Raw genomic sequence first — 19527 nt, forward strand, 5'->3', positions numbered from 1 at the left:
CGGCCGTGCACCGTAAGGGAGCCCTCGCCGCGGGTCTGCTGCTCCTGGTGGGCACGGCCTGCGGCAGCCGCCTCCCGGAGAGCGACTTCGAGAACCGGCCGACGCCCACCGGCCGGCAGGCCGCCCCGGTCCGGGTGGGCATCATCACCAGCGTCACCAGTCCGGTCGGGGGCTCCGCGTTCACCGGGCCGCGCGACGGCGCGAAGGCCTACTTCGACCGGCTCAACGCCGACGGGGGCATCGCGGGGCGCACGGTCGAGGTGCGCACCTGCGACGACGGCGGCAGTGGCGTCGGCAACAACGAGTGCGTGCACCGGCTCATCGACGAGGACAAGGTCGTCGCGCTCGTCGCCACCACCGCCCTCGACTACGCCGGCGCCGCCCGCGTGTCCCACGCGCGGGTGCCCGACATCGGCGGCCAGCCGATCGGACCCGCGTACGACACTTATCCGCACCTCTACGGGATCTACGGCAGCCTCGCGCCCCGGACCGGCAAGCCGGGCTGGGACGGGAAGCTGTACGGCGGTACCGAGGTCTACCGCTACTTCAAGCGCGAACAGGGTGCCCGTACGGCCGCGGTCGTCTCCTACAACCAGTCCGCTTCGGCCGCCTACGCCCGACTCGTCGCCCAGGGCCTGAAGGCCGAGGGCTACCGGGTCGTCACCGAGCAGGTCGACTTCGCGCTGCCCAACTTCCGTGCCGCGGCGGCCGACCTGAAGGAGCAGGGCGCGGACCTGGTCTTCGACGCTCTCGACACCCACGGCAACGCCCAGTTGTGCAAGGCGATGGACGAGGTCGGCGCCGAGGTCACCGCCAAGGTCACCAACGTGCAGAACTGGACGTCCACCGTCCCAGAGGACTACAAGGACTCGCCGCGCTGCCGCAACGCGCTGTGGGCGACCGGCTCCAGCCGCAACTACGAGGACGCCGGCCACCCGGCCGTACGCACGTTCCGCGAGGCCACCAAGAGCCTCAAGACGCACTCCCAGTGGCAGCTGGAGGGCTGGGCGGCCGCCATGTGGTTCGCGGACGCGGCACGGGCCTGTGCGCCGACGGGCGTCACGCGCGCGTGTGTCGACGGTTTCCTGGACAAGGGCACCCCGTACACGGCCGACGGACTGCTGCTTCCCGTCACCTACGAGCACCTGGAACAGCCCCCGAGGACCCGCAGGACGTGCGTGTCGGTGGCCCGCTGGAAGGACGGTGCGGGCTGGGTCGGCCAGGGCGACATGAACAGCACCTGCTTCGAGGTGCCGCAGCTGTCCTACAGCCTCTGATGCGGGTGGCGCCCGAAAAGTTCCCGAAGTCGCCTACCGATAGCGCAACCTTTGGGGAACAAGATGGTGATGGTGCCCAACCCATGCCGGGAGTCGTCGGTCTAACCATGCGCTAGGCGGACGAGACGGGGAAACAGGGGATTCGGGGACGCATGCATATTTCTTTCTTGATACACAACGCGTACGGAATCGGGGGGACGATTCGGACCACGTACAACCTCGCCAACACCCTGGCCCAGCAGCACGACGTCGAGATCGTGTCGGTCTTCCGGCACCGCGACGAGCCGGTCTTCGCGCCCGACCAGCGCGTCCGGCTGCGCCATCTCGTCGACATCCGCGACAACACGCCCGGCTACGAGGGCGGGGACCCCGACTACCGCCGTCCGGCGCGGGTCTTCCCGCGCGCCGAGGGCCGCTACGGGCAGTACAACGCCCTCACCGACCGGCGCATCGCCGAGCATCTCGCGGCGGTCGACGCCGACGTCGTGGTCGGCACCCGGCCCGGGCTGAACGTCCATCTGGCCCGGCAGACCCGGCGCGGCCCGCTCCGCGTCGGCCAGGAGCACCTCACGCTCGACAGCCACTCCCCGGGCCTGCGCAGGGCGCTGCGCGGCGCCTACCCACGCCTCGACGCGCTCACCACGACCACCGAGGCCGACGCCCGCGCGTACCGCGACAGGATGCGACTGCCCGGCGTCCGGGTGCAGGCCGTGCCCAACCCCGTGCCCGCGCCCGGCATCGAGCCCGCGGACGGCTCCGGCAAGTGGGTCGTCGCGGCCGGGCGGCTCGCCCCCGTGAAGCGCTACGACCTGCTGATCAAGGCCTTCGACCGGGTGCGCGCCCAGCGGCCCGACTGGCGCCTGCGGATCTACGGCGGTGGCAGGCAGAAGGACAAGCTGCGGGCGCTCATCGACGAGCTCGGCCTCTACAACCACGTCTATCTGATGGGCCCGGCCAACCCCATCGAACCGGAGTGGGCCAAGGGCTCCATCGCCGCCGTGACCTCCAGCCTGGAGTCCTTCGGCATGACGATCGTCGAGGCCATGCGCTGCGGCCTGCCCGTGGTGTCCACGGACTGCCCGCACGGCCCGGGCGAGATCATCGACAACGGTGTCGACGGCCGGCTCGTCGAGGTCGGCAATGCCGACGCCATCGCCCAGGGCCTGCTGGAGCTGATCAACAACGACGCGCTGCGGCTGCAGATGGCCGACGCCGCGCTCAGGGACTCGGCCCGCTTCGACCCGGCCAGGATCGCCGAGCGCTACGAGTCGATGTTCTCCGGTCTCGCCACCCGCGGCAGCTCGACCTTCGGCGGCCGGATGCGCGGGTCGCTGCACCGCACCCGCGGAGCCCTGCTCGGCGGCGCGTATGCCGTTCGGGATGCCGGTCGTACGGCACAGAAGAAGGAGCGCACCGCGTGATGACGCTGGCTCCGCAGACCACGCACCAGCACTCCGACGAGGACACCGCCATGCCGCCGCGTGCCGACTGCATCGCCGACTCCGCGGGCGGCCTCACCTTCGACATCACGGAGACGGGGGAGCCGGGGGACGCGCTCCTGGTGCTGCGCCGCCGCGAGGGCCACGAGGAGGTCAGCCTGCCGCTGTCCCCGGCCGCGGACGGACGGCTGCGCGCCGCGCTGCCCAGCAGCGTCGCCCTGCCCGAGGGCCGCTGGGACGCCTACGCCCAGGTCGCCGGCGGCGACCCGCAGCGCCTGGTGCCCGGCCTCAACGACCTGCGCTCCCTCGTCGACCGGATGCCGAGCGGCTCCCGCGGCCATGTCGCCGTACGCATCCCGTACGCGACCAAGAACGGCAATCTGAGCGTCCGCAGCTGGCTGCGCGCCCCGCATGCCGAAGCCGGTGAACTGCGTATAGAAGAGGCCGAGCTGGGAGTGCGGGGCCGGGTGTACGGCACCGGACTCGGCCCCGACGCGCACGTCGAGCTGCGGGGCCGGCACGCGGGCCGGCCCATGGTGCGGACCGAAGTGACCGCCGAACAGGCCGAGTTCGCCTTCACGGTCCGGTACGGGACGCTGGCGCCTGGCATCTGGGACGTCTGGCTGCGGCCGGCGGGGGAGTCCGGGCCGCGGGTGCGGATCGCGCGGCTGCTCGACGACATCGCCGACAAGAAGCCGATCTTCACCTACCCGAAGGTCGACCTGGAGACGGAGTACGGCCCGGTGGCGGCCTGGCCGTACTACACGCGGGACAACGACCTGTCCGTCGCGGTCGCCGAGAGACCCGAGGAGCCGGCCACCGCAACGGCCTGAAGAGCTCCCTGATGTCGCCGACGGGCAGTTCCGGCACTCCAGCCCCGCGAAGTCATTCCGCCAGCGCTTTTGCGGACAGTTTCTGTCCGCACGAGTGCTGGCAGACTCGGCCTCATGTTGGAGACATCGGCACGGCTGCTGCGTCTGCTGTCACTGCTGCAGGCCCACCGCGAATGGTCGGGCATCGACCTGGCGGACCGGCTCGGCGTCACCCCCAGGACCGTCCGCCGGGACGTGGACCGGCTGCGTGAGCTCGGCTATCCGGTCAACGCCAGCCGGGGCACGGGCGGCGGCTATCAGCTCGGCGCGGGGGCCGAGCTGCCGCCGCTGCTCCTGGACGACGACGAGGCGGTGGCCGTGGCGGTCGGGCTGCGCCAGGCCGCCGGGCAGGGCATCGAGGGCATCGGCGAGACCTCCGTACGTGCCCTCGCCAAGCTCGAACAGGTCCTGCCCCACCGGCTGCGCCGTCGCGTGAGCGCCCTGAACGCCTTCACCGTGCCGATGCTGCGCGCCGCTCAGCCCTCCGCCGTAGACCCCTCGGTGCTCACCGAACTCGCCCATGCCTGCCGGGACTCCGAGCGGCTGCGCTTCGAGTACCGCGACCACGGCGGCTCGTCGACCCGGCGCACCGCCGAGCCGCACCGCCTGGTGTGCTCCGAGCGCCGCTGGTACCTGGTCGCCTGGGACGTCGACCGCGACGACTGGCGTACGTTCCGGGTGGACCGCATCACGCCGAGGCCGCCGCACGGGCCCCGCTTCGCGCCCCGCACACCGCCCGCCGAGGATCTGGCCGCCTATGTCTCCCAAGGGGTCTCCACGCGCGCGTACGCCACGCACGCGGTGATCCGGCTGCAGGTGCCGGTCCAGGAGGCGGCGGAACGCGTCTCGCCCTCCGCCGGCACGCTGGAGGCGGAGGGCGAGCGGAGCTGTCTGCTGCGCACGGGGGCGGCGAGCCTGGATGTGATGGTGATTCACGTGATGCTGATGGGCTTCGAGTTCGAGGTGCTCGAACCGGTCGGGCTCATCGACGCGATCAGGACGGCCCGGGATCGTCTGTCGAGCGCTCTTGACCGAAGCGGATCTGCGGGCTCTTCTCCTGACCGGAGCGGGTCTGGGGCGGAGTGATCGCCGCGAACTCCGGATGGTGCAGATCGAAGGCCGGGGCCTCGGAGCGGATCCGGGGCAGCGTGACGAAGTTGTGCCGCGGCGGCGGGCACGAGGTCGCCCACTCGAGGGACCGTCCGAAGCCCCAGGGGTCGTCGACGTCGACCTTCGTGCCGTACTTGGCCGTCTTCCAGACGTTGTAGAGGAACGGCAGCGTCGAGATGCCGAGCAGGAAGGCACCGATCGTGGAGACGGTGTTGAGCGCCGTGAAGCCGTCGGCGGCCAGATAGTCCGCGTAGCGGCGCGGCATGCCCTCGGCGCCCAGCCAGTGCTGCACCAGGAACGTCGTGTGGAACCCCACGAAGAGCGTCCAGAAATGGATCTTCCCGAGCCGTTCGTCGAGCATCTTGCCGGTGAACTTCGGCCACCAGAAGTAGAAGCCGCCGAAGGTCGCGAAGACGACGGTGCCGAACACCACGTAGTGGAAGTGCGCGACGACGAAATAGGTGTCGGTGACATGGAAGTCGAGCGGCGGAGACGCCAGGATCACGCCGGTCAGCCCGCCGAACAGGAACGACACCAGGAATCCGGTCGCCCACAGCATCGGCGTCTCGAAGGACAGCGACCCCTTGAGCATGGTGCCGGTCCAGTTGAAGAACTTCACGCCCGTGGGCACCGCGATCAGGAACGACATGAAGGAGAAGAACGGCAGCAGCACCGCGCCGGTCGCGAACATGTGGTGCGCCCACACGACCACCGAGAGCCCGGTGATCGCCATCGTCGCGCCGACGAGCGTCAGATAGCCGAAGATCGGCTTCCGGCTGAAGACCGGGATGATCTCCGTGATGATCCCGAAGAACGGCAGCGCGATGATGTAGACCTCGGGATGCCCGAAGAACCAGAAGAGGTGCTGCCACAGCAGCGCCCCGCCGTTGGCCGCCTCGAACACCACCGAGCCGAACCGCCGGTCCGCCTCCAGGCACAGCAGCGCCGCCGCGAGCACCGGGAAGGCGAAGAGCACCAGGATCGACGTGAAGAGGACGTTCCAGGTGAAGATCGGCAGCCGGAACATCGTCATGCCGGGGGCCCGCATACCGATGATCGTCGTAATGAAGTTCACCGCGCCCAGGATCGTTCCGAAGCCGGCCAGCGCCAGCCCCATGATCCACAGGTCGGCACCGATGCCCGGTGAGCGTTCCAGGCTGTTGAGCGGGGCGTAGGCGAACCAGCCGAAGTTGGCGGGGCCCTCGGGCACCAGCACCGAACCGAGGACGATCAGGGCGCCGAAGAGGAACAGCCAGTACGACAGCATGTTGAGCCGGGGGAAGGCGACGTCCGGGGAGCCGATCTGGAGCGGCATGATCTCGTTGGCGAAGCCCGCGAAGGTCGGGGTCGCGAAGAGCAGCAGCATGATCGTGCCGTGCATGGTGAACAGCTGGTTGAACTGGTTGTTGTCCATGAGCTGCAGGCCCGGCCGGGCGAGCTCGGCGCGCATCAGCAGCGCCATGAGGCCGCCGATCAGGAAGAAGGCGAACGACGTGATCAGGTAGAGATGCCCGATCTTCTTGTGGTCGGTGGTGGTCAGCCAGTCCACGATCAGCCGGCCGGGCCGCCTCTGCGGTACCGGTCGGGCCGCCGCCTGCGCGGTGTCCGTACCCATCGCTCGCCCCCTCGCTCGTCGCGTCCCGGGCCTGCTGCAGCTCACGCCATGATGCTCGCGTCGCCCCGCGCTCCGACAGAGGGCGTGCGGGGGTTCTGTGCTGGAACCGTGTATTTCCTATGCGGCGTCAGCTTCCGTGAGCAGCCCCGGATTCGGCCGGAAAAGGCGCTGCCGTACGGCGGTGGTCGCCCTTTCCACCGGGCAATTCGAGGCGCGGTCAAGCTAGCCGGGAATTAGTCGCGAAGTCGTGCGGAACACGGGCGGAACCGCTCGTACGTGTGACGGAGTTAGGCCGAAACGCGTGTCGTGATCCTGTGACAGAAGCGTGACCGGAGGGGGACGCGTGACGCATGGTGGCGGGTCCGGGCTTCCCCGGCCGCGGTCCGCCGCCTAACGTGGCCGGCATGGCACCCATTCCCACCCCACCCGCAGAGCCCGAGGACAGCCCGGACACCTATGTCGGGCAGGAGGCCACCAGCGCCGAGCGCCGCGCCCGGGAGCGCGGCTGGTCCACGGTGCGTTCGCTCCCGCCGGGCGCGATCATCACCATGGAGTACCGCGTGGGCCGGCTGAACTTCGAGGTGGCCGACGGCACGGTGACGCGCTGCTGGAAGGGCTGACGTACGTACGGCGAAGGCCCCCGGCTCGTCAGGATCCGGGGGCCTTCGTCGGTGCGGGGAGAGGCGTGCGTACCGGCCCCGCGGTTCGGGGGTCAGTTGCCGGTCAGGGGGCGGGCCGAGGTGCCCGCCGCGCGTGGCGCGCGGTCCGAGTGCGGGGGCCGGCGGCTGCCGACCGGGGTGACCGGGGTGCGCTCCGAGCGGGTCGTGTGCGGGCCCGGGGCCAGATAGGCGGGCGCCCGGGACGAGCGGGCGGCGGCCACCGTCTCGCGTGCCGGGGCCTCCCCGTCCGGGGAGTTGGGCTGTGTGGCCATGACCGGCGCACCGACCGGCGAGGCGGCCGGAGTGGGGACGGTACGGCCGCGACTACTGCGCACGGCGTCGCGCAGCTGGAAGATCCAGGCCTCGGCGCGGGCGATCAGCGGCTCGAACCAGGGCAGCGCCAGCAGGATCAGCAGACCCGCGGCCCAGCCCAGGAGCACATCGCTCAGCCAGTGCGTACCGAGGTAGACGGTGGTGAGGCCGACGCCGAGCGACGTGACGGCGGACAGGGCGGACAGCCAGCGCCTGGCCCGCGGGGTCGAGGCCAGATAGGCCAGGATTCCCCAGGTCACCACGGCGTTGGCGGTGTGACCCGAAGGGAATATGTCGCCGCCGAGCCCCATCTCGTTCGAGCCGATGGTGATGGCGTAGTGCGGGCCGAGGCGGCCCATGCCGAGCTTGGCGGCGCCGACCGTGATGTTCAGCAGGAGCAGGGAGGCGCCCAGCGTCAGCAGCGGACGCAGCGTGTGCTGGCGCCAGGAGCGCCAGCCGAGCCAGGCGCAGACCATCACGGCGGTGGGGCCGCGCTGGCCGAGCACCACGTAGTAGTCCAGGAACGCGTGGATCTCCGGCCACTGCTGGTAGGGCCGGAAGAACATGACCTGCCAGTCGAACCGGACGAGCCACGAAGTGATCGCCACGGCCCACACGATGGCCAGGTAGAAGGCCAGGGTGGCCACGAGGAGCACCACCCTGTGCCGGCTCATCCTGGGCACAAAGATGTTGGCCGGTCGTTCCGGCTCACGGTCCAGCCGGGCGAAGACCCGGTCCAGACGGGTGAGGTTTCGTTCGGTACGCACTCAATCGACGTTACAGCGAGTGAGCTCAGTTCCCGCCCGATTCACTGGCTTTGTGATGACGATGTGATGTGGGATTGCTCTCAGCGGCAGGTTTATTTCTGTGGTTTGCCTATTCATGGACGCCGTCGGCCTTCAATTCCATTGATCATTTGGAGTCGTCGTTTATTGCCCCTTATGAATTCGTTCACCGAATGCTGGGGCCGAATTCTCCGGGCGCTCACCGGACCCGGCGGAGTCGATCATGGAAGCATGTGGCGCACGCCACACACCCCTGGGGGAAACGTGAGAGGTCCGCCACGTGAAGCGCCGGAGGACTCGCGTACGCTGACGGCTCACTCGCCTTTGTTGCGTGCGCCGGGAGACCGCTCCTCCCCGGCCGCAGCCGCAGGGAGTCCCCACCCAGCGGATCCGCCGAACGCGAGGGAACATCTGGGAGGTACGTACATGTCCGGGACGACCACGGCCGCTGCGCGTTGCCGTCGGGAGGCCGGGGCCGGTGCCAACCGCTGGGTCGTCCTTGTGGTGCTGTGCGTCAGCCTGCTCCTCGTCGCCGTCGATGCCACCGTGCTCCACGTCGCGGTGCCCGCGGTCACCGAGGACCTCAGGCCCGGCGCGATAGAGCTGCTCTGGATCGTCGACGTCTACCCGCTGGTCTGCGCCTCGCTGCTCATCCTCTTCGGCACGCTGGGCGACCGCGTGGGCCGCAGACGGATCCTGCTCCTCGGTTACGCGCTCTTCGGCGTCGCCTCGGGGATCGCTGCCCTCGCCGACACCGCGCAGGTCCTGGTCGCCGCGCGCGCCCTGCTCGGCGTCGGCGGCGCGATGATCATGCCCGCGACCCTGTCGATCCTGCGCCAGGTCTTCCCCGACCGGCGCGAGCGTGCCCTCGCGATCGGTATCTGGAGCGCCGTGGCCGCCGTGGGTGCGGCCGTGGGTCCGCTGCTCGGCGGCTTCCTGCTGGAGCACTTCTGGTGGGGTTCCGTCTTCCTCGTCAACATCCCGCTGATGCTGGTCAGTCTGCCGATCGGCCGCTGGCTGCTGCCCGAGTCGACCGGCGACCGCAACGGCCCCTGGGACGTCGTGGGCGCGCTGATGGCCGCCGCGGGACTCTTCGGAGTGGTGTTCGCGGTCAAGCGCCTCGGCGGCGGCGAGGCGCCGCTCGGCCCCGTCACGCTGGTGCCGCTGGTGGTGGGCGGCGCGCTGCTGGCCGGCTTCGTACGGCGGCAGCGGCGCCGCGAGCACCCGCTCGTCGAGCTGCGGATGTTCGCGCGGCCCGCGTTCAGTACGTCGGTGGGGTGCATCGTGCTCGCGATGCTCGCGCTGGTCGGTCTCGAACTGATCGCCGCGCAGTATCTCCAGCTGGTGCTGGGTCTCTCGCCGCTGGAGACGGGCCTGCGGCTGCTGCCGCTCACCGTGGCGGCGATGGCGGCGGGCCTCGCCGGGGCGAACATGCTGCGGCGGTTCGGTCCGCGCACGATGGTCTGCTTCGGGTTCTGTGTCACCGCGGCCGCCGTGATCACCCTCACCGCGATGGGCGGTCACGACAACACCGGGCTGCTGCTCTTCGGCTTCGTCCTGCTCGGCTTCGGCCTGGAGACCACGCTCTTCGGTGCGTACGAGTCCATGCTCAGCGAGGCGCCGCCCGCGCAGGCCGGCGGGGCCGCCGCGATCGGCGAGACCTCCTATCAGCTGGGCGCCGGCATCGGCATCGCGCTGCTCGGCAGCGTGATGAACGCGGCGTACGCGCCCGGGCTGTCCTCCGTGCCCGGGGTGCCGGCGGCCGACTCCGCAGCCGCGGGGCATTCCCTGGGCGAGGCGTACGAGGTGGCCGGGCGGCTCGGTGGGGCGCCCGGCGCGGCGCTGCGCCACGCGGCGCGGGACTCCTTTGTGCACGGGCTGCATGTGACCCTGCTGGTGAGTGCGGGGCTGTTGCTGCTGGGGGCGGTGATGGCGCTGCGGTTGCCGCGGGTGATGGAGTGCGAGGCGCCCGCGGCGGGCGTTTCCGACGTGCCTGCGCCCCGGGAGGCCGCGGAGTCCCGGGCCCGTCAGTCCCGCGTGTCCGCCTAGGCTGCCTGGGCCTTCGGTCCGTCAGTCCCGCGTGTCCGCCTAGGCTGCCTGGGCCTTCGGTCCGGCGGTCCCGCGTGTCCGCCCAAGCTGCCTTGGCCTTCGGCCCGGCAGATCTTCTCCCGCTCACGCACCGCCCGTGCTACCTCGTCGGCAAGGGCAGCTCTCCCGCACGGGCGCGCCACCGTCGGCGGCTGCGTGGGGCGCTCCACCGCAACCGCCGCCACCACGGCCGCCACCGTCACCACACCGGCCCCCCGCCACCGCCACGGCCCGCCGCCGCGGGACCCCGGCCGTGGGTGCTCTGGACTTGCGGGAGACTGGCTCGTAACGTCGGCTCGAAGCCGTAACTAACGCTGCTAGTTTTCGCGTGCCGGAGGTTCTGCCATGTCCGCGTCCTCGACGTTGCCGTCGTTCGATCCCGCCGATCCGCTGGGGCTCGACGATCTGCTGGAAGCGGAGGACCTGGCGATCCGGGACACCGTGCGGAGCTGGGCGGCGGACCGAGTGCTGCCGTATGTCGCCGAGTGGTACGAGCAGGGCGAGCTGCCCGGGATCCGGGAGCTGGCGCGGGAGCTCGGCGGGATCGGGGCGCTCGGGATGTCGCTCCAGGGGTACGGGTGCGCCGGGGCGAGTGCCGTGCAGTACGGGCTCGCCTGTCTGGAGCTGGAGGCCGCCGACTCCGGGATCCGCTCGCTCGTCTCCGTACAGGGCTCCCTCGCCATGTACGCCGTCCACCGCTTCGGCTCCGAGGAGCAGAAGCAGCGCTGGCTGCCCTCGATGGCCGCCGGAGAGGTGATCGGGTGCTTCGGGCTGACCGAGCCCGACCACGGGTCCGACCCGGGCGCCATGCGGACCTACGCCAAGCGCGACGGCGGGGACTGGGTGCTCAACGGGCGGAAGATGTGGATCACCAACGGGTCCGTCGCCGGGGTCGCCGTGGTGTGGGCACAGACCGACGACGGGATCCGCGGATTCGTCGTGCCCACCGACGTGGCCGGGTTCTCGGCGCCCGAGATCAAGCACAAGTGGTCGCTGCGGGCGTCCGTCACCAGTGAACTGGTCCTGGACGACGTACGGCTGCCCGCCGACGCGGTGCTGCCGGAGGTCACCGGCCTGAAGGGGCCGCTCAGCTGCCTCTCGCACGCACGCTACGGGATCGTCTGGGGCTCGATGGGTGCCGCGCGGGCCAGCTTCGAGACCGCCGTCGAGTACGCGAAGACGCGCGAACAGTTCGGGCGCCCCATCGGCGGCTTCCAGCTCACGCAGGCCAAGCTCGCCGACATGGCCGTCGAACTGCACAAGGGAATTCTGCTCGCCCACCATCTGGGGCGGCGCATGGACGCGGGACGGCTGCGCCCCGAGCAGGTCAGCTTCGGCAAGCTGAACAACGTGCGGGAGGCGATCGAGATCTGCCGCACGGCGCGGACGATCCTGGGCGCCAACGGGATCTCGCTCGAGTACCCCGTGATGCGCCACGCCACGAACCTCGAGTCGGTGCTCACCTACGAGGGCACCGTGGAAATGCATCAGTTGGTACTGGGCAAGGCGCTCACCGGTCTCGACGCCTTCCGGTAGCCGGTCCGGCCGTTCCGGAAGGCGGCGCCGGTGAGCGGCCCTGCCTCAGCTCTGGTTGAAGAATCCGTCCGTGTGCCGGCTGGGCGCCTCGCCGCTGACGATCTCCGTGTTGGCGGGCGTCAGCAGGAAGACCCGGTTGGCGACCCGCTCGATCGTGCCGCGCAGGCCGAAGGTCAGGCCGGCCGCGAAGTCCACCACGCGCTTGGCGTCGGCGGGCTCCATGGACGTGAGGTTCATGATGACCGGGACGCCGTCCCGGAAGAGCTCACCGATACCGCGTGCGTCCCGGAAGCTGTCCGGGGTCACCGTGCCGATCCGGCGGCCCTTCTCCTCGGCCGTCTCGGAAGCGACCTTCACACGCGGGTCGGTGACCCAGGCCTCGCCGGACTCCTGTCCCTCGGCGTAGTCGTCGTCGTAGTAACGCTCGTCATCGTTGTCGTCGACGAGGCCAAGCCAGGCACTCGCCTTGCGCACCGATCCCATGGACGCCTCCTCTCACAGCGGTCTTTCTTACGTCCGCATCCCCATGGTCGTCCATGATGCGGATGTCGCGCCAAGTGGATAGACGCCGCGCGGGGGTTTCGTGACGGTACTGGTGCACAGCGAATCCGTCGAGAGCCCGCGTTTCCCAAGGGTCCTGCTGTAAACCGCTGCTGACTAGGAGTGAAATATGATTCTTCACGGCGTCCGGGTGACGGGCGGGGCGTACGGGTGAACGGAGGGGTCGCTACTGTGTCCTCCGGTTCGCCTCCGGCGCGGTCGAGCCGGGGTGCGGCTCAACGTCGTACGAGTCACGGGGGAATGTCGTGTTCGGAATCGTGCGGCCCTGTCGTCATCGCCTGACGGAGGGTCTGAAAACGCAGTGGATGGCGCATTTGTGCGGGCTCTGCCTCGCGCTGCGCGGGGATCACGGGCAGTTCGCCAGGGTCGTCACCAACTACGACGGGCTGCTGATATCGGTTCTGACGGAGGCTCAGGCCGAGCGCACCGCGGGCGGGCGGCGGACCGCCGGGCCCTGTCCACTGCGCGGAATGCGCACCGCGTCCGTCGCGCAGGGGGAGGGCGCGCGGCTCGCGGCGGCCGTCTCGCTGGTGCTGGCCTCGGCGAAGGTGCGTGACCATGTCGCCGACAAGGACGGGCTCTTGGCGCGCAGACCGGTGGCGCTCGCCGCTCGCCGGGTCGCTGCGAGCTGGGGCAGGGCCGGTGCGCGGACCGGCTCGGACGTCGGCTTCGACACCGCCGTCCTCGTCGACGCGGTGGACCGGCAGGTCGGTGTCGAGGCGCTGGCGGGGCCCGGCACATCGCTGCTGACGGTCACGGAGCCGACCGAGACCGCGACCGCCGCGGCCTTCGCGCACACCGCCGTGCTCGCCGGGCGGCCCGGCAACGCGGAGCCGCTCGCCGAGGCCGGCCGCCTCTTCGGCCGGCTCGCGCATCTGCTGGATGCCGTGGAGGACAGGGAAACTGACGCCGCGTCGGGTGCGTGGAACCCGCTGACGGCCACCGGTACCTCCCTCGTGGAGGCACGGCGGCTAGCCGACGACGCGCTGCACGGGATCAGGCTGGCGCTGCGCGACGCGGAGTTCACCGACGCCGAGCTGGCGCACGTGCTGCTCGCGCACGAGCTGGGTCGGTCGGTGGACCGGGCCTTCGGGACGGAGGCCCGGTCCCACCAGGGTGCGCACGGCGCGCAGGGCGCCTTCGGGCCGCCGCAGCAGCCGGGGCCGTACGCGCCGCAAGGCCCCCACAGCCCGGGGACCCCGCATGATCCGCGGAATCCGTACGGCGGTGAGCCCCCGCGCCCCGACAAGCGTGGCTTCCTGGCGGGCTGCGCGGTCGCGATCGGGCTGTGCTGCACCTGCAAGGTGTGCTGCGCCGACGAGTACGAGGGCGCGTGGTCGCGACAGCGGCGCGAGGGCTGGTGCAGCAACTGCGACTGCGATTGCTGCGACTGCTGTGACGGCTGCGATTGCTGTGACTGCTGCTCCTGCTGCGACTGTTGACCAGGGGGCCCGGCAGGGGCTAGTCCTTGATCTCCGGGGGCGAGATGCGCGACGTGTCGATCCCCGAGCCTGAGGTCCCCCACTTCTTGAGGATCTTCTGGTAGGTCCCGTCGGCGATGAGCCCGTTCACCGCGGCCTGGAAGGCGGGCGCCAGCTTCGTGCCCTTCTTGAAGGCGAAGCCGACGTCGAGGCGGTGGTACTCGTTGAGGAACCGCACGCCGTCCTGGTGGGCCACCGCATAGCGCAGTCCGTTGATCGTGCTCATCACGACATCGCTGCGCCCCTGTTGCAGCGAGGACCAGATCGCGCCCTGCTCGCTGTACGTCTGCACCTTGTACGCCTTCTTGCCCGCGTCCGCGCAGACCTTCTTGCTCGCCTCCAGCGTCGCCTCGAAGGTCGTGCCGGCGGTGGTCGCGACGTTCAGCCCGCACAGCTGCTCGAGGTCGGTGACCTTCTTCAGCTTGCTGTCCGTGCGGGTGGCGAAGCCCTGGCCGTCGTTGATGTAGGTCACGAAGTCGATGGTCTTGCGGCGCTCGTCGGTCACCCCGAAGTTGCTGGCGCCGAAGTCGTACTTGCCGCTGTCGAGGGCCGGCAGGATCGCCTCGAAGCTCGCGGACTCGTGCTTCAGCCGGATGCCGAGTGCCTTCGCGACCGCCTCGGCGAAGTCGACGTCCTGGCCCGCCAGGGTCTTGCCGTCCTCCAGATAGGAGGTGCCCGGCGGCTGGCCGGAGACGCTGATCGCGGCGGTGAGGCCGTGGACGCCGGACGGCAGCAGCTTGACCGCCGCGGCGTTCTTCTTGACCGAGGAGACCACGTCCGTGGTGGGGATCCCGTCACCGCGGCCCGCCGCCTGCGTCGTGCTCCCCGAATCACCGGAACCGCACGCCGTGAGCAGCAGCGCGGTGGAGGTGATCAGGGCAAAAGGGATGAAAAGACGGCGACGGGGTCGCGAGGACGTACTCATGGCGTACGGATCTCCTGAGCAGGCAGAAAGCAGGCAGAAGGCAGGAAGCAGCCGACGGGGTGAGCCGAGGTGCGCGAGGGGAGGGGAGGCGCGTTACGCGTGTGAAGGCGTGGGTGGCGGCGCTCAGGCGCCGGAGAAACGCAGAAGGCGCCCGCGGGAAGGGGCGCCGGAGGTCAGCTCAACAGGAAGAGGACCACACTCGACCGAAGTCGATGTGGGAGCGCTTGACCAGCCACTGCTGCGGATGCATGGGCCAAGTGGAACAGGCATCCGTTTCTTCGTCAACCGACCTGAGACGAACGGCTCACAGTGTGGACAGCCTTGACAGTGAGGGGAAACGCCCCCGTACTCTCGACGGACGGTCGTGCTGAGGGGCTCGGCCGTACGGCGCCTTCCCGGCGCCCAGTTGTGACGCGTACGGCCCCCGTTGTCCGTACGCCTCCGTGTGAAGGCATCACCCTCCCCGGACTCTCGGCCCGTTCCGAGCAGGGGACACCCAGCGACGCAACGCGTCAGGGAGCCTTCGCATGTCTTCCGACACCCTCACCAAGGTGAGCGCACCGCACGAAGCGGAGCCTCTGCGCATCGTCCCGCGGCGCCGGCTCGGCCAGTGGGCGGCAGCCCTCGTCGTCCTGGTCCTGCTCGGACTCGCCGTCAACTCCGTTGCCCGCAACAAGGCGTTCCAGTGGGACGTCGTCGGCGACTACTTCACCTCGGCCTCGGTCCTGCGCGGCCTGTGGCTCACCCTCTGGCTGACCGCGCTCGTGATGGTCCTCGGCTTCGCGCTGGGCACCCTGCTGGCCGCGTTCAGGCTCTCCGCCAACCCCGTGCTGCGCGCGGTGAGTTGGGGATACGTCTGGCTCTTCCGGTCGATGCCGATCCTGGTGCAGCTGCTGTTCTGGTTCAACATCGGGGCGCTGTACCCGCAGATCCTCGGCGTGAAGACGGTGAATCTGCTCGGCCCGGTCACCGTGGCCATCGTCGGACTGACCCTGCACGAGGCCGCGTACGCCGCCGAGGTGGTGCGCGGCGGCATCCTCTCCGTCGACCGCGGCCAGATCGAGGCCGCGCAGGCGCTGGGGCTGAGCCGGCGCCGCCGCTGGTCGAAGATCGTGCTGCCGCAGGCGATGCGCTCCATCGTGCCGCCGGCCGGAAACATGCTGATCGGCACCCTCAAGGGCACCTCGATCGTTAGCGTCATCGCCGTACAGGACCTGTTGTACTCGGTGCAGCTCGTCTACCACCGCACCTACCAGGTCATCCCGCTGCTGATGGTGGCCACACTCTGGTACGTCGTCGTCACCTCGGTGCTCAGCGTCGGCCAGTACTACGTCGAGAAGTACTACGCGCGCGGTGCGGAGCACGGCCGATGAGTACGGGGCGCCCCGCGCTGGTGATCGTGGGGGCCGGGCCGCGGGGGACCGGTGTCCTGGAGCGGATCGCCGCCAACGCACCCGAGCTGTACGCCGGTTCGGGCCTCGACATCCATCTCGTCGATCCCCACGCGCCGGGCGGCGGGCGCATCTGGCGCGAGGAGCAGTCGCCGCTGCTGTGGATGAACTCGCAGGCCCAGGACGTCACGATGTTCACCGACGAGTCGGTGGACATGGCCGGCCCGGTCCTCGAAGGGCCCACGCTGCACGAGTGGGCCGCCCTCGACGGGCGCACCTTCGCGGACCGGCAGCGGCAGGGCACGTATCTGCGCTGGGTGTACGAGCGGACGGTGGCCGCCCTGCCGCCGGGCATCACCGTCCGCCATCACGCCCGCCGTGCCCTGCGCGTCAGCGGCTCCCGTCAGGGCCGCCAGCAGGTCTGGCTGGAGGGCCGGTCCATGCCGCTGCTTGCCGACCTCGTCGTGCTGACCCTCGGCCACCTGGACGCCGAACTCGACGACGAGCAGCAGGCGTTGGGCGCCCACGCGCGGGAGCACGGCCTGGTGCATCTGCCGCCGGACTTCACCGCCGACAGTGATCTGTCCGCGCTCGCACCCGGCGAGCCGGTCCTCGTCCGCGGCTTCGGGCTCGCCTTCGTCGACCTGATGGTGCTGCTGACGGAGGGCCGCGGCGGGCGACACGAGGGAGACGTGTACGTGCCGTCCGGGCGGGAGCCCGTGCTGTACGTCGGCTCGCGGCGCGGGGTGCCCTACCACTCCAAGATCGGCTACGACTGGACGGGTGAACGGCCGCCGCTGCCACGGTTCTTCGGGCCCGCCGAGACCGACGCGCTGCTCGCCCGCCCCGGTGGCTTCGACTTCCGGCGGGACGTCTGGCCGCTGGTCGACAAGGAGCTCGGGTTCGCGCACTACCACCGGCTGTTCACGGCCCATCCGGAACGGACGTCGATCGCCTGGGCGGACTTCGAGGAAAAGTACGCGGCCGGTGACGGCGCCGAGATCCAGGCGCTGGTGGAGTCCGCGGTGCCCGATCCCGCCGACCGGCTCGACCTCGGCGCGCTCGACCATCCGCTGGACGGGGTGCGGCACACCTCGTACGAGGAACTCCAGGACGGACTGCGCGCCTACATAGAAGGGGATCTGACGCAGCGTCACAATCCCGCGCACAGCCCGGACTCGGCCGTCTTCTTCGGCCTGCTCTCCGTCTACGGACAACTGGTGCGGCTCGGCGACATCGGCCCCTGGTGGCACGGCTTCTTCAGCTTCATGGCGTCCGGGCCGCCCGGGCCCCGGCTGCGGCAGATGCAGGCCCTGTCGCGGGCCGGGATCCTCAGGTTCGTCGGCGCCGGTATGACCGTCACCGCCGAGGACGGGGTCTTCCGGGCGGGCAGCGCCACCGTGCCCGGCGCCACGATCGAGGCCCGCGCACTCGTCGAGGCGCGGCTGCCGCACCCCACCGTCGAGCGGACCCGGGACACGCTGCTGGCGGAGCTGTACGCAGACGGGGCCGCCGCGACCCCCGAGGGGCTGCTCGCCGTGGATCCCGCCGACAGCCGCGTCCTGGACCGCTCCGGCACCCCGCACCCCCGGCGTTTCGCGCTCGGTCCGCACACCGACGCCCGGGGGTCGGGCGCGTTCACCCGGCCGCGTACCGGCGGCCCCGCCTTCCGGCAGAACGACGCGACGGCCCGCGCCGCGCTGGCGTTCCTGCGCGCGATCTCCTGTCGCGTCGCCGCCTGACGCGTTCTTCCTCCGCCGCGCCCCGGCGCAACCGCAGCCACTCACACCCACGCCCACGCCCACGCCCAGAGGAACCCATGTCCCTGACCAGTGATCCACCGCTCGCCAAGACCGTCGCGGAGCCCGAGGATCTCAGCACGCTCAAGGTGGTGCCCGTCCGGCACCCCTGGCGCTGGGTCGCCATCGCCGCGACCGCGGTCGTGCTCGCGCAGTTCGTGCACGGACTCGCCACCAACACGGGCTGGGAATGGCGGGTCTTCGCCGAGTTCCTGACCGCCGAAGTCATCCTGAAAGCGGTCTGGACGACCCTTCAACTCACCTTCTACGGAACGGTGCTGGGCTTCGCCCTCGGGATCGTCCTCGCCTTCATGCGGCTGTCGCAGAGCCGGTTCCTGCGGACCGTCGCCTTCGGGTACATCTGGGCGTTCCGGTCCATTCCGCTCATCGTCCAGCTGCTGTTCTGGTTCAACCTGGCCTATCTGTACAAGGAGCTGCAGTTCGGGATCCCCTTCGGGCCCGGGTTCTTCTCCTTCGACACCATGGGTCTGGTCGGAGCGATGAGCGCGGCCGTGCTGGGCCTCGCGCTGCACCAGGCCGCGTATGCCGCCGAGATCGTGCGCGGCGGCGTACTGGCCGTGGACGGCGGGCAGTTGGAGGCCGCCGCCGCGCTCGGCATCCCCCGGCTCCGGCAGATCCGGCGGATCGTCCTCCCGCAGGCGATGCGCTCGATCCTGCCCAACGCGGCCAACGAGGTCATCTCGCTCTTCAAGGGGACCTCGATCGTCTCCGTGATGGCGATCGGCGAGCTCTTCTACCAGGTCCAGGTGATCTACGGGCGCAACGGCCGGGTGGTACCCCTCCTGATGGTCGCCACCGCCTGGTACATCCTGCTGACCAGCGCGCTCTCCGTCGTCCAGTACTACGTCGAACGTCACTACGCCAAGGGAGCCGTCCGATGAGCGCGCCCACGACCCCCGCCATGGTCGACATCAAGTCCGTCCACAAGAGTTTCGGGACGCTGGAGGTGCTCAAGGGCGTCGACCTCTCGGTGCGGACCGGAGAGGTCACCGTCATCCTCGGCCCCTCGGGCTCCGGCAAGTCGACCCTGCTGCGCACCATCAACCACCTGGAGAAGGTGGACCAGGGCTGGATCAGCGTCGACGGCGCGCTCGTCGGCTACCGCCGCTCCGGCGACAAGCTGTACGAACTGCGCGAGCGCGAGATCCTCAAGCAGCGCACCCGGATCGGCTTCGTCTTCCAGAACTTCAACCTCTTTCCGCACCTCACCGTGCTGGACAACATCGTCGAGGCCCCGGTCTCGGCGCTGAAGCGGTCCCGCAAGGACGCCTTCGCGACCGCGCGGCGGCTGCTCGACCGGGTCGGGCTCGCCGACAAGGCGGAGGCCTACCCGAAGCAGCTCTCCGGCGGACAGCAGCAGCGGGTCGCCATCGCCCGCGCACTCGCCCTCGAACCGAAGCTGCTGCTCTTCGACGAGCCGACCTCCGCGCTCGACCCCGAGCTGGTCGGCGAAGTCCTTGATGTCATCAAGGACTTGGCCCACCAGGGCACCACCATGATCGTCGTCACCCACGAGATCGGCTTCGCTCGTGAGGTCGCCGACACGGTCGTCTTCATGGACGACGGCCGCATCGTCGAGCAGGGCGCCCCGGGCGACGTACTCGACAAACCGAGCAACGAACGCACCCGTGCGTTCCTTTCCAAGGTTCTCTGACC

Annotated in this window: 16 protein-coding genes; 12 read left to right on the top strand and 4 right to left on the bottom strand. The window is 70.3% G+C overall.

Going from position 1 to position 19527, the window contains the following annotated elements; all coding sequences use genetic code 11:
* Positions 1 to 5 precede the first annotated feature (5 nt).
* The 4 genes from ACFWM2_RS25845 to ACFWM2_RS25860 all read left to right on the top strand — a co-directional run bounded on the left by ACFWM2_RS25845 (position 6) and on the right by ACFWM2_RS25860 (position 4674).
* Complete coding sequence (locus tag ACFWM2_RS25845) at positions 6 to 1277, top strand: ABC transporter substrate-binding protein (RefSeq protein WP_383284379.1); 1272 nt, start codon at positions 6 to 8, stop codon at positions 1275 to 1277.
* A 152-nt stretch (positions 1278 to 1429) separates the two neighbouring features.
* Positions 1430 to 2698, top strand: a complete 1269-nt coding sequence (locus ACFWM2_RS25850) for a glycosyltransferase family 4 protein (RefSeq protein WP_383284382.1) — start codon at positions 1430 to 1432, stop codon at positions 2696 to 2698.
* The gene (locus tag ACFWM2_RS25855) at positions 2698 to 3549 is read left to right on the top strand and encodes a hypothetical protein (RefSeq protein ID WP_383284602.1); all 852 of its coding nucleotides are present in this window, start codon (positions 2698 to 2700) and stop codon (positions 3547 to 3549) included. The genes ACFWM2_RS25850 and ACFWM2_RS25855 overlap by 1 nt, the downstream gene beginning before the upstream one ends.
* 114 nt (positions 3550 to 3663) lie before the next feature.
* Positions 3664 to 4674 carry a helix-turn-helix transcriptional regulator gene (locus ACFWM2_RS25860; RefSeq protein WP_383284385.1) on the top strand — a complete coding sequence of 337 codons (1011 nt, stop codon included), beginning with the start codon at positions 3664 to 3666 and terminating at the stop codon, positions 4672 to 4674.
* On the opposite strand, the gene ctaD is transcribed toward ACFWM2_RS25860, so the two are convergent.
* A complete protein-coding gene (gene ctaD / locus ACFWM2_RS25865) occupies positions 4583 to 6313 on the bottom strand; it encodes a cytochrome c oxidase subunit I (RefSeq protein ID WP_383284387.1) in 1731 nt (576 codons plus the stop codon). The genes ACFWM2_RS25860 and ctaD overlap by 92 nt on opposite strands.
* A 404-nt stretch (positions 6314 to 6717) precedes the next feature.
* On the opposite strand from ctaD, the gene ACFWM2_RS25870 reads away from it, so the two are divergent.
* Positions 6718 to 6933, top strand: coding sequence for an I78 family peptidase inhibitor (locus ACFWM2_RS25870; protein WP_383284389.1), 216 nt, complete (start codon positions 6718 to 6720; stop codon positions 6931 to 6933).
* A 92-nt stretch (positions 6934 to 7025) separates the two neighbouring features.
* Here the strand turns inward: ACFWM2_RS25870 and ACFWM2_RS25875 are convergent, their stop codons facing one another.
* Positions 7026 to 8051, bottom strand: coding sequence for a phosphatase PAP2 family protein (locus ACFWM2_RS25875; protein ID WP_383284392.1), 1026 nt, complete (start codon positions 8049 to 8051; stop codon positions 7026 to 7028).
* 444 nt (positions 8052 to 8495) lie between these two features.
* On the opposite strand from ACFWM2_RS25875, the gene ACFWM2_RS25880 reads away from it, so the two are divergent.
* Entirely contained in the window at positions 8496 to 10118 is a 1623-nt protein-coding gene (locus tag ACFWM2_RS25880) for an MFS transporter (protein WP_383284395.1), read from the top strand.
* Between the two features lie 384 nt (positions 10119 to 10502).
* Complete coding sequence (locus tag ACFWM2_RS25885) at positions 10503 to 11693, top strand: acyl-CoA dehydrogenase family protein (protein ID WP_383284398.1); 1191 nt, start codon at positions 10503 to 10505, stop codon at positions 11691 to 11693.
* 45 nt (positions 11694 to 11738) lie between these two features.
* Here ACFWM2_RS25885 and ACFWM2_RS25890 read toward each other — a convergent pair whose 3' ends face one another.
* Positions 11739 to 12176 carry a cell division protein SepF gene (locus tag ACFWM2_RS25890; protein WP_383284401.1) on the bottom strand — a complete coding sequence of 146 codons (438 nt, stop codon included), beginning with the start codon at positions 12174 to 12176 and terminating at the stop codon, positions 11739 to 11741.
* Positions 12177 to 12499: 323 nt separating this feature from the next.
* On the opposite strand from ACFWM2_RS25890, the gene ACFWM2_RS25895 reads away from it, so the two are divergent.
* A complete protein-coding gene (locus tag ACFWM2_RS25895) occupies positions 12500 to 13696 on the top strand; it encodes a DUF5685 family protein (RefSeq protein ID WP_383284404.1) in 1197 nt (398 codons plus the stop codon).
* A 19-nt stretch (positions 13697 to 13715) separates the two neighbouring features.
* On the opposite strand, the gene ACFWM2_RS25900 is transcribed toward ACFWM2_RS25895, so the two are convergent.
* Positions 13716 to 14660, bottom strand: a complete 945-nt coding sequence (locus tag ACFWM2_RS25900) for an ABC transporter substrate-binding protein (protein WP_383284407.1) — start codon at positions 14658 to 14660, stop codon at positions 13716 to 13718.
* A 527-nt stretch (positions 14661 to 15187) separates the two neighbouring features.
* Between ACFWM2_RS25900 and ACFWM2_RS25905 the strand changes: the two genes are divergently transcribed.
* From ACFWM2_RS25905 to ACFWM2_RS25920, 4 genes are all read left to right on the top strand, one after another.
* A complete protein-coding gene (locus ACFWM2_RS25905; protein ID WP_383284409.1) occupies positions 15188 to 16033 on the top strand; it encodes an amino acid ABC transporter permease in 846 nt (281 codons plus the stop codon).
* A complete protein-coding gene (locus ACFWM2_RS25910) occupies positions 16030 to 17793 on the top strand; it encodes an FAD/NAD(P)-binding protein (protein WP_383284412.1) in 1764 nt (587 codons plus the stop codon). Before ACFWM2_RS25905 ends, ACFWM2_RS25910 begins: the two co-directional genes overlap by 4 nt.
* Positions 17794 to 17870: 77 nt before the next feature.
* Complete coding sequence (locus tag ACFWM2_RS25915) at positions 17871 to 18752, top strand: amino acid ABC transporter permease (RefSeq protein ID WP_383284415.1); 882 nt, start codon at positions 17871 to 17873, stop codon at positions 18750 to 18752.
* Positions 18753 to 18772: 20 nt separating this feature from the next.
* Positions 18773 to 19525, top strand: a complete 753-nt coding sequence (locus ACFWM2_RS25920; RefSeq protein WP_383284605.1) for an amino acid ABC transporter ATP-binding protein — start codon at positions 18773 to 18775, stop codon at positions 19523 to 19525.
* Positions 19526 to 19527: the final 2 nt, after the last annotated feature.

This window comes from Streptomyces sp. NPDC058371 (genome assembly GCF_042723265.1).
Classification (GTDB): domain Bacteria; phylum Actinomycetota; class Actinomycetes; order Streptomycetales; family Streptomycetaceae; genus Streptomyces.

Coding starts and splice junctions, on each gene's coding strand:
- ACFWM2_RS25850 (WP_383284382.1), top strand. CDS start 1,430: ATGCATATTTCTTTCTTGATACACAACGCGTACGGAATCGGGGGGACG.
- ACFWM2_RS25855 (WP_383284602.1), top strand. CDS start 2,698: ATGACGCTGGCTCCGCAGACCACGCACCAGCACTCCGACGAGGACACC.
- ACFWM2_RS25860 (WP_383284385.1), top strand. CDS start 3,664: ATGTTGGAGACATCGGCACGGCTGCTGCGTCTGCTGTCACTGCTGCAG.
- ctaD (WP_383284387.1), bottom strand. CDS start 6,313: ATGGGTACGGACACCGCGCAGGCGGCGGCCCGACCGGTACCGCAGAGG.
- ACFWM2_RS25870 (WP_383284389.1), top strand. CDS start 6,718: ATGGCACCCATTCCCACCCCACCCGCAGAGCCCGAGGACAGCCCGGAC.
- ACFWM2_RS25880 (WP_383284395.1), top strand. CDS start 8,496: ATGTCCGGGACGACCACGGCCGCTGCGCGTTGCCGTCGGGAGGCCGGG.
- ACFWM2_RS25885 (WP_383284398.1), top strand. CDS start 10,503: ATGTCCGCGTCCTCGACGTTGCCGTCGTTCGATCCCGCCGATCCGCTG.
- ACFWM2_RS25890 (WP_383284401.1), bottom strand. CDS start 12,176: ATGGGATCGGTGCGCAAGGCGAGTGCCTGGCTTGGCCTCGTCGACGAC.
- ACFWM2_RS25900 (WP_383284407.1), bottom strand. CDS start 14,660: ATGAGTACGTCCTCGCGACCCCGTCGCCGTCTTTTCATCCCTTTTGCC.
- ACFWM2_RS25905 (WP_383284409.1), top strand. CDS start 15,188: ATGTCTTCCGACACCCTCACCAAGGTGAGCGCACCGCACGAAGCGGAG.
- ACFWM2_RS25910 (WP_383284412.1), top strand. CDS start 16,030: ATGAGTACGGGGCGCCCCGCGCTGGTGATCGTGGGGGCCGGGCCGCGG.
- ACFWM2_RS25915 (WP_383284415.1), top strand. CDS start 17,871: ATGTCCCTGACCAGTGATCCACCGCTCGCCAAGACCGTCGCGGAGCCC.
- ACFWM2_RS25920 (WP_383284605.1), top strand. CDS start 18,773: ATGGTCGACATCAAGTCCGTCCACAAGAGTTTCGGGACGCTGGAGGTG.